The following is a 16,530-nucleotide window of genomic DNA, read 5'->3' on the forward strand; positions in this document are numbered from 1 at the left end:
CCATGAAAAAATAATACGTTACCTGATGAATTTATTCCTAACTATCGACTCAAACCCACTGTAATCAGTTGTAACGAAACTGCACAAGTGCTACATTTGGGAACAGTTCCTCACACCAACCATGAAGTTCACCATGCAACACCCCATGACAAAGTCATTGCAGAAAATAGAGCATGCAAGACTACAGTTTCTTGAACAAGGCAATATGGTGGAGGGAGTCGTCAACGTCACCATTGCACAATCCTGGCAACGCAGCCTGAACAACGGTATCAACGCTTACGCCCCGCTCAGCACGACTACCCTGGCCACCACCGAACTAGAAAAGAAACGCAGCAAGAACCACTTGCTGCTAACCCAGGCGACACCGGAAATCACCACCCTATACGAGCAGATCGCGCACTCATATAGCATGGTCGCCCTCACGGATGCCGAAGGCGTCATCCTGCATAGTGAGGGACAGCACATGCTGACAGACCTCGCCCCTAGTGCAATCTTGAGCCCTGGGTACTCATGGGGTGAAAATGAACGAGGCACTAACGCTATCGGAACTGCCATTGTGGAAAAACAAGCGGTGGCAGTACAAGGGGCTGAGCACTTTGTCGAACAGCTACACGGGTTCAGTTGCTATGCCGTCCCCATCTTTGGCCCGAATCAACAGTTGCTCGGCACGCTCAATGTCTCCAATGCGTTTTCAGCCCACCAGCAGCACACGCTGGCCTTGGTCAAAATGGCGGCACAACAGATCGAGAACCGTATATTCCGCGCTTGTCACCAAGGGCCGGTACAACTCCATTTCCATACCAGCGCGGATTTCGTCGGCTCTGCCTGGGAAGGCATGGCCGTATTCTCCAGACTAGGTGAGTTACTGGCCATCAACAGGAATGGTCTGACGCTTGCGGCCCTGGATCACGTTCCCAGTCATTTTGAGGCCATGTTTCGGCCCTCATTCAAGCAGGTATGCAGCCAAGCTGGAGATAGCATACTCAAGCTATCATTGAGCAATGGCGATACCATCCATGGCACATTGCGAATTGAATCAGACACCAGCAATACTTCGCCACGCGTCACCTCTATCCGCAGCAGTCATGCAGTGACAAGCAACCCATTGCTCGCCAGTAAAAGTAATGATCCGCGCATTACCGAAATATTGGCCCAGGCCAAGCTGGTCATGAATCAGGATATCGCAATCCTCATCCAGGGAGAAACCGGCGTAGGCAAGGAATTACTGGCCAGCGCCATCCATCACAGTAGCACTCGCGCACAAGGGCCATTGATCGCCATCAACTGTGCCGCGCTGCCGGAAGGCTTGATTGAAGCAGAACTGTTTGGCTACGAAGAAGGTGCCTTCACCGGTGCTCGACAAAAAGGCAGCCAGGGCAAGATAGAACAAGCAGACGGCGGCACCCTGTTCCTGGATGAAATCGGCGACATGCCCTTGCTCTTACAGGCACGATTATTACGCGTCTTGCAGGAGCGCAGTATTACCCCACTCGGTGGCAGCAAGGCAAAAAAACTGGATTTTGCCGTGATCAGCGCCACCAACCAGAAACTACAGGAAAAAGTCGCCTCGGGTGCATTCCGCAAGGATCTTTATTACCGCCTGAATGGCATCAGCCTGACGTTACCCCCCCTGCGTGAGCGCAAAGACTTGCTTGGCATCGTACACAACATCATGGAAGCGCAAGGAGCGGGTAGCCTTGATATCCATGACGACGTCATCCAACTGTTCCGCCAGCACCCTTGGCCAGGTAACATCCGCCAACTGCATAATGTGCTGAAAACCATGCTGGCATTGGCCGCGGGCAATCCCTTACGTCGGCAGCACTTACCGCCTGGTTTTATGGATGAACTGGGTAGCCATGTTTCAGAGCAAGCTCAGACAAACACAACAGCGATCACCACAGGCTCCATTGATGACATCACTAATGAAGCGGTCAAGCTGGCTCTGCAACACCATGAAGGTAACATCTCAGCTGCCGCACGTGAACTCGGCATGAGCCGTAACCGCTTTTACCGCAAACTCAAGGCCCTGGGCCTCGCCTGAAATCACTAGGGCACTACTACCTACAAACGAAAAAGCCTGCACAAAAGGGCAGGCTTTTTCATGATGTATCAACTTCAAGCAACTACAAGGTCAGTATCCACTGAACGATGAGCTTGATGTCCTCATCCTTCACCTGAGGGCTATTAGGCCCCATCGGCACAGGCCCCCAGACACCGCTGGTACCATTCTTGACCCGGCCTACCAGCTTCGCCTCGGCCCCCGCTTCACCACGGTATTTTGCCGCGATATCCCGCAATGCAGGACCAATGACTTTTTGCTTGATGGTATGGCAAGCCAGGCAACCATTTTTTTGCGCCAGCGACTCTGCCACTTTTGCATCCACTGCCGCCGCCTGCCCTGCCATAAGCAGGCACCCCGTGGCGACTAAGATATGTACGATGGTCTTCATTCATTACTCCTTGGGAGCTTGCTGCTCCCGCTGAACCACGTTACAACAACCTAACTACAAGCTCTCAGTGCTGTACTGCACATTCAGGGTATGCGAACTGCCAGGTGCGACAGTCACGACATTGCCCCTGACATTCGAGCTCTCGACACACAACATATTCCGCCAACCATGATGGCTACCCAAGTCGCCGATTTCGGCGGCCTTGCGCTCCCATGGTGTCCAGACCACGGTGGAGTGGCTACCGGACTTCTCAATAATGATCTTGCGACGCAGCCCAGGGTCTTCCACCACGCAAGTAGATTCGGTATTGAGATAAACTCGGTCTACCTCTTCATTGAAGGTGATTTCGCCAGATTGGCGCTTGAGGGCGTAATCCTCTACCTTGTCTTCATACTCGGTATGATCCAGGCCCTGCACCTTTACCACCTCGATATCGCTGACCTGGAAATAAGTATGCAGAGCCTCGCCAATCACGAATGGCTCGCTACCCTTGTTTGTCGTCGTCAACGCCATCTTGAGCACGGGGCCAATATTGATGGTCAAGGTCAACTCGCAATCATAAGGCCATTGCTTTTCCACCTGGCGACTCTCCACTAGCCTTAGCACCAAGGTAGTGGTGTTATCTGGCAGAGGTGTAGCATCCACCACTTCCCAGGGCACCACGCGCGCAAAGCCATGAGGGCACAAGGTTTCATCGGTAGCATGGGGGCCGAACCACGGCCAGCAAACAGGTACGCCACCACGGATGGAGCGACCTGCAACGAAACGTGCCTGGTCAGACAACCACAGCACCGGCGCTTCCGCATGACGGGGGTTCCACTGCATGACATGACCGCCTTGCAGGGCGACCTTGGCAGTGGCATGGGGATTTTCGATCTCCAATGTCACCAGGCCATTCAAGTCTGCGGAAAAATGGATTTTATGCCCGACCCCGTAACGGGCATTCAATTCATGTACTGATTGCATACGCTCTTTTTTTAAATCTGATTAATCAATTCTTTTTATTAAGCTGAGCCAGCACACACTTATTTCTCGATCTGGCTCACGTCGCGCACGGCACCCTTGGCAGCCGAAGTGCTCATCGCAGCGTACGCACGTAATGCAACGGATACATGACGCTCACGGTTGACCGGCTTCCATGCATCCTTGCCTTTCGCCTCCATGGCAGCGCGTCGATGCGCGAGCACCTCATCCTTGACCGCCAAGTGAATGGTACGGTTCGGAATATCGATCTCGATGATATCGTTTTCTTCCACCAAGCCAATCGCACCGCCTTCTGCCGCCTCAGGAGAAGCATGGCCAATACTCAGGCCAGAAGTACCACCAGAGAAGCGTCCATCAGTCAGCAAGGCACAAGCCTTGCCCAGGCCCTTGGATTTCAGATAGCTGGTGGGGTAGAGCATTTCCTGCATGCCAGGGCCGCCACGTGGACCCTCATAGCGAATAATGACAATATCACCTGCCACGATCTTGTCGGCAAGAATACCGGCCACAGCATCGTCCTGGCTCTCGAAAATACGCGCACGGCCAGTAAACTTGAGAATGCTGTCGTCCACGCCCGCCGTCTTCACAATACAGCCATCCAGCGCAATATTGCCGTAAAGCACGGCGAGACCACCATCCTGTGAGTAGGCATGCTCCTTATCGCGGATGCAACCTTCCTTACGATCAGTATCCAGGTCAGGCCAAAGCATGGATTGGCTAAACGCGATCGTGGTGGAAATGCCACCGGGAGCCGCACGGTAGAACTTCTTCACTTCTTCGTCGTTGGTGGTCATGATGTCCCACTTATCGAGAGCATCGCCCAGGCTGGGACTGTGCACAGTCGGCGTATCACGGTGGATCAAGCCAGCACGGCTCAACTCGGACAAGATACCCATGACACCACCTGCACGGTGAACGTCTTCCATGTGGTATTTGGCTGTCGCTGGCGCGACCTTGCTCACACACGGCACACCGCGCGAAATGCGGTCAATATCTGCCATGGTGAAATCTACCTTGCCTTCATAAGCCGCCGCTAACAAATGTAATACGGTATTGGTAGAACCACCCATCGCCACATCCAGGCTCATGGCGTTCTCAAAAGCGTGCAAGTTGGCAATGCTGCGTGGCAGCACGCTTTCGTCATCCTGTTCATAATAACGTTTGGTGATTTCCACGATCAGGCGACCAGCCTTGAGGAACAACTCCTTGCGCGCTGCATGTGTCGCCAGCGTGGAACCGTTACCAGGCAAGCTCAAACCCAAGGCCTCTGTCAGGCAGTTCATGGAATTCGCAGTAAACATACCGGAGCAGGAACCGCAGGTCGGGCAGGCAGAACGCTCAATCGCCTCGGACTCTTCATCCGAGATATTGCTATCCGCAGCCGCCACCATGGCATCCACCAGGTCCAGCTTGTGCACATTGCCCTGCCAGTTCACCTTACCAGCTTCCATCGGGCCACCGGAGACAAACACCACCGGGATATTCAGGCGCAAGGCCGCCATCAACATGCCTGGCGTGATCTTGTCACAGTTAGAAATACAGACCAGCGCATCGGCACAGTGCGCATTCACCATGTATTCCACCGCATCCGCAATCAGGTCGCGACTGGGCAAGCTGTAAAGCATGCCACTGTGACCCATAGCAATGCCGTCATCCACCGCAATGGTGTTGAACTCCTTGGCCACACCACCGGCACGCTCAATCTCGCGCGCTACCAACTGCCCTAAATCCTTGAGGTGCACGTGACCGGGCACAAATTGCGTGAATGAATTGGCAATCGCAATGATAGGTTTCTGGAAATCGTCTTCCTTCATGCCGGTGGCACGCCAAAGTGCGCGTGCGCCTGCCATGTTGCGGCCATGAGTGGAGGTTCTGGAGCGGTATTGCGGCATAAAAACCCTAAACTAAACGTATAATTAGGAGATTTTACTCCAATCCAAGGGCCAATCCCAATGCTTGTTCACCCACAATTTGATCCCGTCGCCATTCACCTGGGCTCGTTTGGCATTCATTGGTATGGATTGATGTACCTCATCGGTTTTCTCGCATTCCTTTGGCTAGGACGTTGGCGCATCGCTCACCAGCCTTGGTGGACACAATCAGGATGGTCATACAAAACACTGGACGACGCACTGTTTTACGGCGCATTGGGCGTCATCCTGGGCGGCAGGTTAGGCTATGCCCTGTTCTACCAGCATGATTACTACCTGGCCCATCCGCACGAGGTCCTTTTCCTCTGGCAAGGCGGCATGTCCTTCCACGGTGGATTCATCGGCGTCATGGCCGCCATGCTGCTATTCGCGAAAAAACGCGGGCTCACTTTCTTCGGCATCATGGATTTCGTTGCTCCCCTGGTGCCAGTCGGCCTGGGTGCAGGACGCATGGGCAACTTCATCAATGGCGAGCTCTGGGGCCGCGCCAGCGATGCGCCCTGGGCCATGGTCTTCCCGCAAGTCGACAACATTGCACGCCACCCATCTCAGCTTTATGAATTTCTGCTCGAAGGGATTGTACTGTTCACCATCCTCTGGTGGTACTCCAGCAAACCACGCGCCAAGGGCACTATCTCTGCCCTGTTCCTCATCGGATACGGCAGTTTTCGTTTCCTGGTAGAGTTCACGCGCGAACCGGATAGCTTCCTCGGATTATTGTCTCTAGGCTTAAGCATGGGGCAATGGTTGAGTTTGCCGATGGTAATTGCGGGCATCTGGTTAATGATGAGCAGCCTGAAGCGCCATACACATTCATCTTAATAAGAGCCTCATACCCTCTCCATCTTCCAACAACGAATGCTCAACATTCGTTGTTGGATCAAAGGCATGCCCTAGCGCCTCATCATGCAACTGGCGTTTACCAAATATCACCGTCACCCATGTATCCGTGGGCCATTCCCATTAATTAAGTTCCAAACTGTACTCTAAAAATTCCAGCACTTCTGTATCTGGTTTCCATCTGTTATCCCTCTTACGATTGCTGTAATCGTCATTGTGTATTCATGGCTAGCCAGACTTCACTCTCGCCAGCCTAATTTGTTCACCAAGTAGGAAGATATGTCGCAACCTAAAGCCGCCATCAAGCCTTACCACCATCCTGCCGCTGGCTGGGGTGCATTGAAGCAAGTTGCCGCGCAGCTCGCGCTGCAGAAGATTCCCGTCAAGGGCGTCATGACGCTGCTCTCGCAGAATCAGCCAGATGGCTTCGACTGCCCAGGTTGTGCCTGGCCAGACAAGGAGCACACCTCCACATTTGAGTTTTGTGAAAACGGTGTGAAGGCTGTAGCGGCGGAAGCTACCTCCAAGCGTGTGCCACCGGAATTCTTCGCCAAGCATACCGTCACCGAGTTGATGGACTGGAGCGATTTCGATCTGGAAAACGAAGGCCGCCTGACCCATCCAATGCGTTACAACCCGGCGACGGACAAATACGAGGAAATTGCCTGGGATTGCGCCTTTGCCCTGATGGCAGAACATCTGAATAAACTGTCCGACCCGAACGAGGCAATTTTCTACACCTCTGGTCGTGCCAGCAATGAAGCGGCTTTCCTTTATCAATTGTTCGTGCGTGAATTCGGCACCAACAATTTCCCGGACTGCTCCAACCTTTGCCACGAATCAACCAGTATGGCCCTGCCACCTACCGTCGGTATCGGCAAGGGCTCGGTCACTTTGCATGATTTCGAGCACGCCGATACCTTGCTGATTTTCGGCCAGAACCCCGCCACCAACCACCCGCGTATGCTCGGTGAGTTGCGCGAAGCAGCCAAGCGCGGTGCGCGCATCGTGGCGATCAACCCATTGAAGGAACGTGGCCTGGAGCGCTTTGCTGACCCGCAAAGCCCATTCGACATGCTGTCATTCAAGGGCAGCAAGATCAGTGACATGTTCATCCAGCCCAAGCTGGGCGGTGACTTGGCCCTCATCAAGGGCATGATCAAGTTTGTCATCCAGTGGGATGACGAAGCCATCAAGAACGGCACCGAGCGCGTGGTAGATGTGGAATTTATCCAGCAGCATACCAATGGCTTCGAGGCGATTGCTGAAGATGCCCGCAAGGAAAGCTGGGATGCCATCCTGGAAGAATCTGGCGTGCCGCTGGAGCAAATTGAGGAAATTGCACATATTTACGCCACTGGCGACCGTGTGATTTCTACTTGGGGCATGGGCATCACCCAACACAAGCACGGCGTTGCCACCATCCAGACCTTGGTTAACCTGATGCTGCTACGCGGCAATATCGGCAAGGAAGGCGCTGGCCTGTGCCCAGTGCGTGGTCATAGCAACGTGCAGGGTAACCGTACGGTGGGTATCTATGAAAAGATGCCTCTGGCTTTCCTTGAAAGTCTGGATCGCGTCTTTGATATCAATGTACCGAAAGAACCTGGCTACGATGCGGTTTCCGCCATCCAGGCGATGATAGACGGCAAGGCCAAGTTCTTCTTTGCGCTCGGAGGCAACTTCTCGATTGCAACACCTGATACTGACCGTACCTGGGAAGGACTGCGTAATTGCGACCTCACCGCGCATGTCACTACCAAGCTCAACCGCAGCCACCTGGTGCATGGCAGGGAAGCCTTGATCTTGCCATGCCTGGGCCGCACCGAGATTGACACTCAGGAAACCGGGCCGCAAGGCGTCACGGTGGAAGATTCCATGAGCATGGTGCATATCTCCTACGGCATGAATAAACCAGCTTCAGCGCACCTGCTGTCGGAACCTGCCATCGTCGCTCGCCTGGCACATGCCACGCTCAAACACAGCAAGACGTCTTGGCTGGACTATATCAAGGACTACAGCAAGATTCGCGACGCCATCGAGCAGACCATGCCGGTTGCGTTCAAGAACTATAACGAGCGCATCAAGCACCCTGGCGGTTTCCGCATGCCTGTGCCTTCCAGCGATCGCGTCTGGATCACGCCATCAGGCAAGGCCGAATTCACCTTGCAGGAAATCCCGCGCAATTCGCCCATCCACCAGGCACGTGAACAGTACGGCGACCAGATGTTCGTGCTGATGACCACCCGCTCGCATGATCAGTACAACACCACCATTTATGGCATGGATGACCGCTATCGTGGCGTGTTCGGCCAGCGCCGTGTGGTGTTCATGAATCCTGACGATATCAAGCGCATGGGCCTCAAGGCTGGCGACTGGATCAATCTGGTGAGCGTCTGGCAGGATGGCATCACGCGCCGTGCCGACAAGTTCCTCGTTGTCTCCTACGATATTCCGCAAGGTTGCATGGGTGGCTATTACCCTGAGACCAACAATCTGGTGCCGTTGGAAAGCGTGGCTGACTTGTCGCATACGCCAACTTCCAAGTCTATCCCGGTGATCATCGAGAAAACCACTGCACCCGAGGTGGCCAATGCTGCTTGAGCGCGAATATCACGATGAACAGTCAGAGCAAGCTGATTTTTCCTCTGACCACGCTCAACTAGACCAGAGTGCTGTGCTGATGCTTGGCATCCTAGAACTTCTTCATGCCGAGCATGAAGAAGGACGTGCCCGCATGCCCCTGGCGGCCATCTGCAAACGGCTGGGAATACGTATGAGTACACTGCAACGTCTGATGACTGCCTTGAGCGAGCAGGCGTTGGTCGAAGTGTCCACCGAGAAAGACCGGCTAGTCGCAGCGCTGACTGCCGGTGGCGAGGAAATTTCCCAAGCTCTGCAAGCTGCCTGAGCAGAAACCACCGTTGGCAAACTCCAGCCGCACCCCTGCGTGGCTGGAGTACAATGGCAGGCATCAAAGACTCCACACCGGCCCCCATGAAGCTTTATGTCTCGTTTGCTGCACGCATACGCGCGATGATCGATGAAGGCGTATTGCGACCCGGCGACAAGATATTCTCAGTGCGGCAAGCCAGCCAGAAATACGGACTAAGCATCAGCACAGTATTGCGCGGCTATCTTCTACTGGAGCAGGAAGGCATCATCAGCAGCCACCCACAATCTGGCTACTACGTCACACCGCGCAAACGCTTGCAGCAACGCAACACCTCGCCGCTATCCAAAGACATCAACCTGTCAGAAGTTGATGCCAGCAAGCTGGTGCTCACAACACTGAAGTCTATCCGCGAATTTGGCACGGTACCATTGGGCTCACCGTTTCCCGATCCACAACTATTCCCGCTCAAAAAGATTCACCAGTACGAAAAAGCCCTCACCGACGATGAAGGGGAATGGGGCATTTTGAGTGACCTGCCACCAGGCAACGAAATGCTGCGCCAGCAGATTGCCCGCCGCTACCTTGCCAACGACATGGATGTTTCACCGGATGACATCGTCATCACACATGGTGCCACCGAGGCCATCACGCTCTGCCTGCAAGCCGTCGCCAAGGCTGGCGACATCATCGCACTGGAGGCTCCTGGCTACTATGCTTTGGCGCATACAGTAGAGCGATTGGGCATGAAGGTCGCCGAACTGCGCACTGACCCAGAATCCGGCATTGACCTGGATGCATTACGCGCCACCACGGATAATGTGCGTATTGCCGCCGTGGTACTCACTACCAATTTCCAGAACCCTTTGGGGTTTGTCATGCCAGATGCAAAGAAACAAGCATTAGTGGAATTTCTGGAAGAGCAACAGATTCCATTGATCGAGGATGATGTTTACGGCGAGCTGTACTTCAGTGAAACAGCACCCAAGCCTGCCAAGGCCTTTGACCGTTCTGGCCTGGTGCTACATTGCTCATCATTCTCCAAGTCATTGGCACCGGGTTATCGCGTAGGCTGGACCAGCGCCGGGCGCTATCGGCAGGAAGTGGAGCGCCTGATGTTCCTCAATAGCCTCTCGCTACCGTCCGCCCCGCAAATCGCGATTGCCAAGTTCATGCAACGCGACAGCTTTGAGCAACATCTCAAACAATTGCGTCATACCCTACGTTCGCAATATGTGCTGATCCGTAATGTGATTACAGAAAGCTTTCCCGCAGGCACCCAGCTTTCCGAACCAAAAGGCGGCTACGTGATCTGGGTCAAACTACCGGCACAACTGGATGCCCTGGCGCTTTACCGCTTAGCGATCGACAATGGCATTACCGTGGCACCGGGCACCATCTTTTCCCGCAAGAAAGATCTCACCCACTATATCCGCTTGAATTTCAGCCACCTCTGGACCTTGGCTATTGAGCAGGCAGTACGCGACGTGGGCGCCTTGGCACACGACATGCTGGCGTCGCATGCTCCACAGGGTTAACACCAGTCCATCATCAACAGCAACGCTTCACACCATCCCACTTCTGCTGCTGCCATTGCTTGAAGAACGCTTCTCGTGTCAGCGGAGGTTCCTGGTGTTGGTGCTTTTCCTGGTGGCTGCGATATAACGCCAGATAGCGCTCGTAAGCATCGTCACCAGATACCTGGCGCAAAAAGCGCCAGGTACGGTCAAGGCATCGTTTGGCGGCCTGCCACATTAGTCACGCACCCAGGCAGTATCAAGCTTGGTCTGCATATGGTCAGCCTCTACCGAGGGCAAGACAGGCTTGCCGCTCAAACTGCGGTAGCTGACGCGCAGCATGTCGAGAATCACTATCCACAATACCGCCACGAAAAATAGCGTCAATACTGCATCCAACTGCTGGTTGAAGATAAGTTGCGGCGCCACGGCAGCCTTCTCGGGCGGCAACACCCCGGCAGCAAGCTTGGCCGACATGTCATTGGCCGCCGCAATAAAGCCTACCCGCACATCTGCACTGGTAATCTTTTCCCAGGCGGCAGTCGTCGTCACGACCACTAGCCAACTTAACGGTAGCCCGGTTACCCAGGCATACCTAAGCTTGCCTGACTTGATCAAGATGCCAGTCCCTACTGATAGCGCAATGGCGGCCAGCATCTGGTTGGAAATACCGAACAAGGGCCAGAGAATATTGACGCCACCATTAGGGTCGATCACGCCGATATAGAGAAAATAGCCCCAACCTGCGACGACAATTGCGCTGGTAAACAGCACCGAGGGATACCATGAAGTCTGCCCCAGCTTGGGCCAGAAATTGCCCAGCATATCCTGCAACATAAAACGCCCAACGCGAGTGCCAGCATCCAACGTGGTCAAGATGAAGATCGCCTCGAACATGATGGCAAAGTGGTACCACAAGGCCAGCAGGTGCTCGCCAAAAGCGCTGCCAAAAATACTCGCCATGCCGACTGCCAGCGAAGGCGCGCCACCTGTACGCGCAAACAAGGTAGATTCACCCATCTGCCGCGCCAACGTTTCCATCTGTTCCACCGTGACAGGAAAACCCCAACTGGAAATGGTCGCCACAGCATCAGCCGCCTCTTTGCCCACCAGCCCGGCAGGACTGTTGATGGCAAAGAATACGCCAGGCTCCAGCACGGTAGCCGCGATCATTGCCATGATGGCCACGAATGATTCCAGCAACATGGCGCCATAACCTATCATGCGGATATCGGACTCATTGGCGATCAGCTTGGGTGTAGTGCCTGAAGCGATCAGGGCATGAAAACCCGAGACAGCCCCACAGGCAATGGTAATGAAAACGAACGGAAATAACGTGCCGCCAAAGATAGGGCCAGTACCGTCAATAAACTGGGTCAATGCCGGCATCTTGACTTCGGGTTGCAGCAGGATGATCGCCACAGCCAGCAGGAAGATGGTGCCCAGCTTCATGAACGTAGAGAGGTAATCACGCGGCGCCAATAGCAACCATACCGGCAGAATAGCAGCCGCAAAACCATAAGCAATCACCCACCAGGCCAGTGTCAGTCCATCATGATCAAACAGGCCGCGCAGGAAGGGATGATGGTCGATATAGCCGCCACCGAACACCGACAACAACAGCAAGACAACACCAATGATGGATGCCTCCAACACACGACCCGGCCTGATCAAGCGCATGTAAATACCGACAATCATGGCGATCGGTATAGTGGCCGCCACAGTGGAAGTTGCCCACGGGCTGTGCTTCATGGCGTTGACCACCACCAACCCAAGCACCGCGATGAGAATCACCATGATGGTGAACGTCCCCACCAGCGCGGCAAAACCACCTATCGGCCCCAGCTCCTCACGCGCCATCTGGCCAAGACTGCGCCCATTACGACGTGTCGAGAGAAACAAGGTGACCATGTCCTGCACCGCACCACCGAGCACGGCGCCCACCAATATCCACAAAGTACCGGGCAAGTAACCAAACTGTGCCGCCAGGGTTGGTCCAACCAATGGCCCGGGGCCTGCAATCGCAGCAAAATGGTGACCAAACACCACCCACTTGTTAGTGGGCACATAATCACGACCATTATCCAACCGTTCGGCAGGCGTTGCCCGCGTCGCATCCACCACCAACACCTTGGCGGCAATCCAGGCTGCATAGAAGCGATAGGCGATTGCAAATACACAGACTGCTGCTGCCACGAACCATAGCGCATTAATGCTTTCACCGCGATGCAGGGCAATGCCACCCACTGCGCTAGCCCCAATAATGGCGATCAAGAACCAGATCAGGTACTGCAAGGTTTTATTCATTTAGGTTTATGATGTGATGGAAATTAATGACCAGCAGTATAAAACCAAACCTGCAGACTGCGTAATCTGCCCGGAACGGATATTGCTAGTCTATTGGCTCCTATACCAACAATCTTGAGAGATAAGCATGAAATTAACCTGTGTGAGCTTTTTGGCACTGCTGGCATTGCATTTGCCAGCCATTGCGGCACCGGAAGAAGCGCCACCGATTGAAACCACGACGGCGAGCGGGGACAAAATCCTGCTGCATCCGAATGGTAAGTGGGAATATGTCGACAAGGTGAAAAAAGCTGAAGCCGACAAGATTGCCAAGCAATACCCAGAAAATCAGGGCTGCCCTCCCGGCACACAAGGTGGCGTCTTTGGCATCGGGCGCTGTATTGCACCTGGAGACAAGGACTTCAATCGCGGCTCCATCAGCGGCAAGGGCCGGTAAATCCTGTAACAGGGTAGCCCATTTGGCGACTACCCTGCTTACCCCAACCTTGCCCAGTGCGGTATGCTAGACATCCCGTGCAAGCCAAAGCGAGGTTCATCCTGCAATCCCCAAGCCGTCCTTTACGATTATTCAGTGAACTGTGGCCGTTATTACGGCCTTACCGCTGGCAAATCCTGCTCGCATTCTGTTTGCTCAGCCTGGCCTCTGCCATTTTGCTGCTGGTGCCATGGGCGTTTCGCGATCTGATCGACCAAGGGTTTCGCACGGACTCTGCTACTTCGCAAAGCATGCAGGATATCAACCGGCATTTTATTTTCATTTGCGGCCTGGTGATTGTCTGGGCCTTGATCGTGGCATGCCGCTATTTCATCGTGTCATGGATAGGCGAGCGAGTCACTGCTGATCTGCGTACCCTGGTCTATCAACGGGTACTCATGCAATCGCCCCAGTTTTTTGAAACCTTGCAAACCGGCGAGGTACTCTCACGCTTAAGTGCAGATACAACACTGATCCAGACCGTAGTTGGCAGCTCGATTTCCCTGGGTTTACGCAGCTTGTTCCAATTTATCGGCGGCATGATCATGCTCGCGATCACAAGTTGGTATTTGTTCAGCCTGAACCTCGGGCTGATGTTGTTACTGACACTGCCTATACTGCTGATTGGCCGCTCGGTAAGAAAGCTTTCGCGTGAATCACAAGATCGCATTGCCGACAGCTCGGCCATGGCCGGGGAAATCCTCAATGCCATACCAACCGTGCAAGCCTTCACCCAAGAGGCTCGTGAAAACCAGCGGTTCCACTACAGTGTGGAAACCAGCTTTCACGCTGCCATTCGCCGCATTCGCGTGCGTGCATTCCTGGCGGCCTTTGTCATTGCAGGCATCAGTGCGGCCATTATTTTTGTCTTGTGGCTGGGAGCACACCAAGTCACGCAAGGCGAGCTCTCGGGCGGCGAGTTGGCATCCTTCATCCTCTATGCCGCCTTGGTGGCCAGCAGCGTCAGCACCATCGCCGAGGTTTGGGGTGACATTATGCGCGCAGCTGGTGCTACCGAACGCTTGTTAGAGCTGCTCAACAGCGAACCTGCTATTCACAACCCATCCGTGCCAATTGCATTGCCAACCCCTAGCACGGCAAGCATCAGGCTGGAAAAAGTAAGCTTTTACTATCCATCAAAACCTGACCAGGCAGCGCTTGATCAAATCTCCCTTGAAGTCAATGCGGGCGAAACCGTGGCCCTGATCGGGCCATCGGGTGCAGGCAAAACCACCTTATTCCAGCTTTTGCTGCGCTTCTACGATATTCATGAGGGCACCATCACCATCAATGGTCAGGACATCCGCAGCCTCTCGCTCAGCACACTGAGAAGCATGATCGCCATCGTACCGCAGGATCCGGTGATCTTTTCTGCCAATGCACTGGAAAACATTCGCTACGGCAGACCGGATGCCAGCGACGAGGAAATCAAGCGTGCAGCTCAGGCGGCACAAGCGCATACATTCATTGAGCACCTACCACAGGGTTACAACACTTTCCTGGGAGAACGTGGCACCCGGCTCTCCGGCGGGCAGCGCCAACGCATTGCGATTGCACGCGCCATTCTCAAAAACGCACCTATCCTATTGCTGGACGAAGCCACCAGCGCTCTGGATGCTGAATCTGAAAATTTGGTGCAACAGGGGCTGGATATTGCGATGCAAGGACGTACCACACTGATTATTGCGCACCGCCTTGCCACGATTCAGAACGCAGATCGCATCGTGGTTCTGGAGCAAGGTCGCATCATTGAAACAGGCACCCCGCACGAATTAAGGCGGCAATCCGGGCTCTATAGCCGCTTGGCGAAACTGCAACTGGATATCCAACCGTGAGCGTGCACCATAATAAATCACCCCACCTACACAAATGCACCACAACCGTGCAAATAACCTAGCAGCTCCCTCACCTTAAGCTCACGGCGGCAAACCCAGGGCGGACTCATATGCCACCACGCGCATCCCGCCTTTGTTATTACTAGATATCTCACGATTCACGCCACGATATCGCCGCAACCGCCTGTCTCCCGTATCAATCAATCTGCATGATCCAAAGCGTGCATGGGATGCTGCCATCACCGGCATTGTGTCAGTGCTAAACCCCGGCACATTTTTTGCTGGCTTTGATACTGGATGTACTGCATGAGATAGCGCCAACGGGGGCGCTGATCATGCGAATGTAGCGCAACACTCCACAAAAAATCACGATAGGACAACGGCGTCCACTTCAGGTGTTCCTTACCAGGGATATCAGGAGTGGACGCTTTTTTATTTTTAACGAGGTGTACTTATGGCTTATCTACTACCATCAGAGTTCGTGACCAAAATGGTCGATGCCGGCGAATCCAAAATCTTCATGTCCACCCGGGACACCATCATCCGCGCTTATATGGCAGGTGCCATCCTGGCCTTGGCTGCCGTATTTGCTGTCACAGCATCGGTGCAAACTGGCTACCCGTTGATCGGTGCCATACTGTTTCCTGTCGGGTTTGTCATGCTTTACCTGCTGGGTTTCGATTTGCTCACCGGCGTTTTCGTTCTCACGCCACTGGCCTTGATCGACAAACGCCCTGGCGTCACCGTCAAAGGCATTTTACGCAACTGGGGGCTGGTATTTGTCGGCAATTTCCTCGGGGCATTTACCGTTGCAGTGTTCATGTCCATCGTCTTTACCTTTGGCTTTGCAACAGAACCGGACAAGATTGGCACCATCATCGCCGGCATCGGTGAAAAACGGACACTGGGCTATGCCGAGTTCGGCGCGGCGGGCATGCTGACCGTCTTTATTCGTGCCGTCATGTGTAACTGGATGGTATCCACCGGTGTTGTGGGTGCCATGATTTCCACCAGCGTTTCCGGCAAGGTAATGGCAATGTGGATGCCGATCATGGTGTTCTTTGCCATGGGTTTCGAGCACTCCATCGTCAACATGTTCCTTTTCCCTTCTGCCCTCATCATGGGAGGTAATTTCTCCATCATGGATTACCTGATCTGGAACGAATTACCTGTAGTTCTCGGCAACCTGGTCGGTGGCTTGGCCTTCACTGGGCTGACCTTGTACTCCACCCACATCAAGACAGCACCCAAGCGCAGCATGCGTTAATTGTTCACGGGGCGATGACTAGACATCG

General features: G+C 54.1%; 13 protein-coding genes. 8 read left to right on the forward strand and 5 right to left on the reverse strand.

Annotation, left to right across the window (positions count from 1 at the left end; translation table 11 throughout):
* The first annotated feature begins 145 nt into the window (after positions 1 to 145).
* On the forward strand, positions 146 to 2,044 hold the full coding sequence (locus LG202_RS00920) for a sigma-54-dependent Fis family transcriptional regulator (RefSeq protein WP_230346558.1): 1,899 nt from the start codon (positions 146 to 148) through the stop codon (positions 2,042 to 2,044).
* 82 nt (positions 2,045 to 2,126) lie between these two features.
* Here the strand turns inward: LG202_RS00920 and LG202_RS00925 are convergent, their stop codons facing one another.
* Genes LG202_RS00925 through ilvD form a run of 3 tightly spaced genes read right to left on the reverse strand, consistent with a single transcriptional unit; the run spans position 2,127 to position 5,329 of the window.
* Positions 2,127 to 2,453 carry a c-type cytochrome gene (locus LG202_RS00925; RefSeq protein WP_230346559.1) on the reverse strand — a complete coding sequence of 109 codons (327 nt, stop codon included), beginning with the start codon at positions 2,451 to 2,453 and terminating at the stop codon, positions 2,127 to 2,129.
* Positions 2,454 to 2,507: 54 nt separating this feature from the next.
* On the reverse strand, positions 2,508 to 3,419 hold the full coding sequence (locus LG202_RS00930; RefSeq protein ID WP_230346560.1) for a D-hexose-6-phosphate mutarotase: 912 nt from the start codon (positions 3,417 to 3,419) through the stop codon (positions 2,508 to 2,510).
* Positions 3,420 to 3,478: 59 nt separating this feature from the next.
* The gene (ilvD, locus tag LG202_RS00935) at positions 3,479 to 5,329 is read right to left on the reverse strand and encodes a dihydroxy-acid dehydratase (protein WP_230346561.1); all 1,851 of its coding nucleotides are present in this window, start codon (positions 5,327 to 5,329) and stop codon (positions 3,479 to 3,481) included.
* Positions 5,330 to 5,389: 60 nt separating this feature from the next.
* Here ilvD and lgt point away from each other — a divergent pair, with 60 nt between their 5' ends.
* The 4 genes from lgt (at position 5,390) to LG202_RS00955 (ending at position 10,639) form a co-directional block, all read left to right on the forward strand.
* Positions 5,390 to 6,190, forward strand: coding sequence for a prolipoprotein diacylglyceryl transferase (lgt, locus tag LG202_RS00940; protein ID WP_230346562.1), 801 nt, complete (start codon positions 5,390 to 5,392; stop codon positions 6,188 to 6,190).
* 297 nt (positions 6,191 to 6,487) lie between these two features.
* Positions 6,488 to 8,812, forward strand: a complete 2,325-nt coding sequence (locus LG202_RS00945; protein WP_230346563.1) for an FdhF/YdeP family oxidoreductase — start codon at positions 6,488 to 6,490, stop codon at positions 8,810 to 8,812.
* On the forward strand, positions 8,802 to 9,119 hold the full coding sequence (locus tag LG202_RS00950) for a hypothetical protein (protein ID WP_230346564.1): 318 nt from the start codon (positions 8,802 to 8,804) through the stop codon (positions 9,117 to 9,119). The genes LG202_RS00945 and LG202_RS00950 overlap by 11 nt, the downstream gene beginning before the upstream one ends.
* A gap of 86 nt (positions 9,120 to 9,205) precedes the next feature.
* Entirely contained in the window at positions 9,206 to 10,639 is a 1,434-nt protein-coding gene (locus tag LG202_RS00955; protein ID WP_230346627.1) for an aminotransferase-like domain-containing protein, read from the forward strand.
* A 13-nt stretch (positions 10,640 to 10,652) separates the two neighbouring features.
* Here LG202_RS00955 and LG202_RS00960 read toward each other — a convergent pair whose 3' ends face one another.
* Positions 10,653 to 10,856 (reverse strand): CstA-like transporter-associated (seleno)protein, encoded by a 204-nt coding sequence (locus tag LG202_RS00960; protein WP_230346565.1) that lies wholly within the window; start codon positions 10,854 to 10,856, stop codon positions 10,653 to 10,655.
* Positions 10,856 to 12,925 carry a carbon starvation CstA family protein gene (locus LG202_RS00965; RefSeq protein ID WP_230346566.1) on the reverse strand — a complete coding sequence of 690 codons (2,070 nt, stop codon included), beginning with the start codon at positions 12,923 to 12,925 and terminating at the stop codon, positions 10,856 to 10,858. The genes LG202_RS00960 and LG202_RS00965 overlap by 1 nt, the downstream gene beginning before the upstream one ends.
* Positions 12,926 to 13,052: 127 nt before the next feature.
* Between LG202_RS00965 and LG202_RS00970 the strand changes: the two genes are divergently transcribed.
* From LG202_RS00970 to LG202_RS00980, 3 genes are all read left to right on the forward strand, one after another.
* Positions 13,053 to 13,361 (forward strand): hypothetical protein, encoded by a 309-nt coding sequence (locus tag LG202_RS00970; RefSeq protein WP_230346567.1) that lies wholly within the window; start codon positions 13,053 to 13,055, stop codon positions 13,359 to 13,361.
* Between the two features lie 77 nt (positions 13,362 to 13,438).
* Entirely contained in the window at positions 13,439 to 15,235 is a 1,797-nt protein-coding gene (locus LG202_RS00975) for an ABC transporter transmembrane domain-containing protein (RefSeq protein ID WP_230346568.1), read from the forward strand.
* Between the two features lie 454 nt (positions 15,236 to 15,689).
* On the forward strand, positions 15,690 to 16,502 hold the full coding sequence (locus LG202_RS00980; RefSeq protein ID WP_230346569.1) for a formate/nitrite transporter family protein: 813 nt from the start codon (positions 15,690 to 15,692) through the stop codon (positions 16,500 to 16,502).
* Positions 16,503 to 16,530: the final 28 nt, after the last annotated feature.

It is taken from the genome of Methylobacillus methanolivorans, assembly GCF_054588515.1.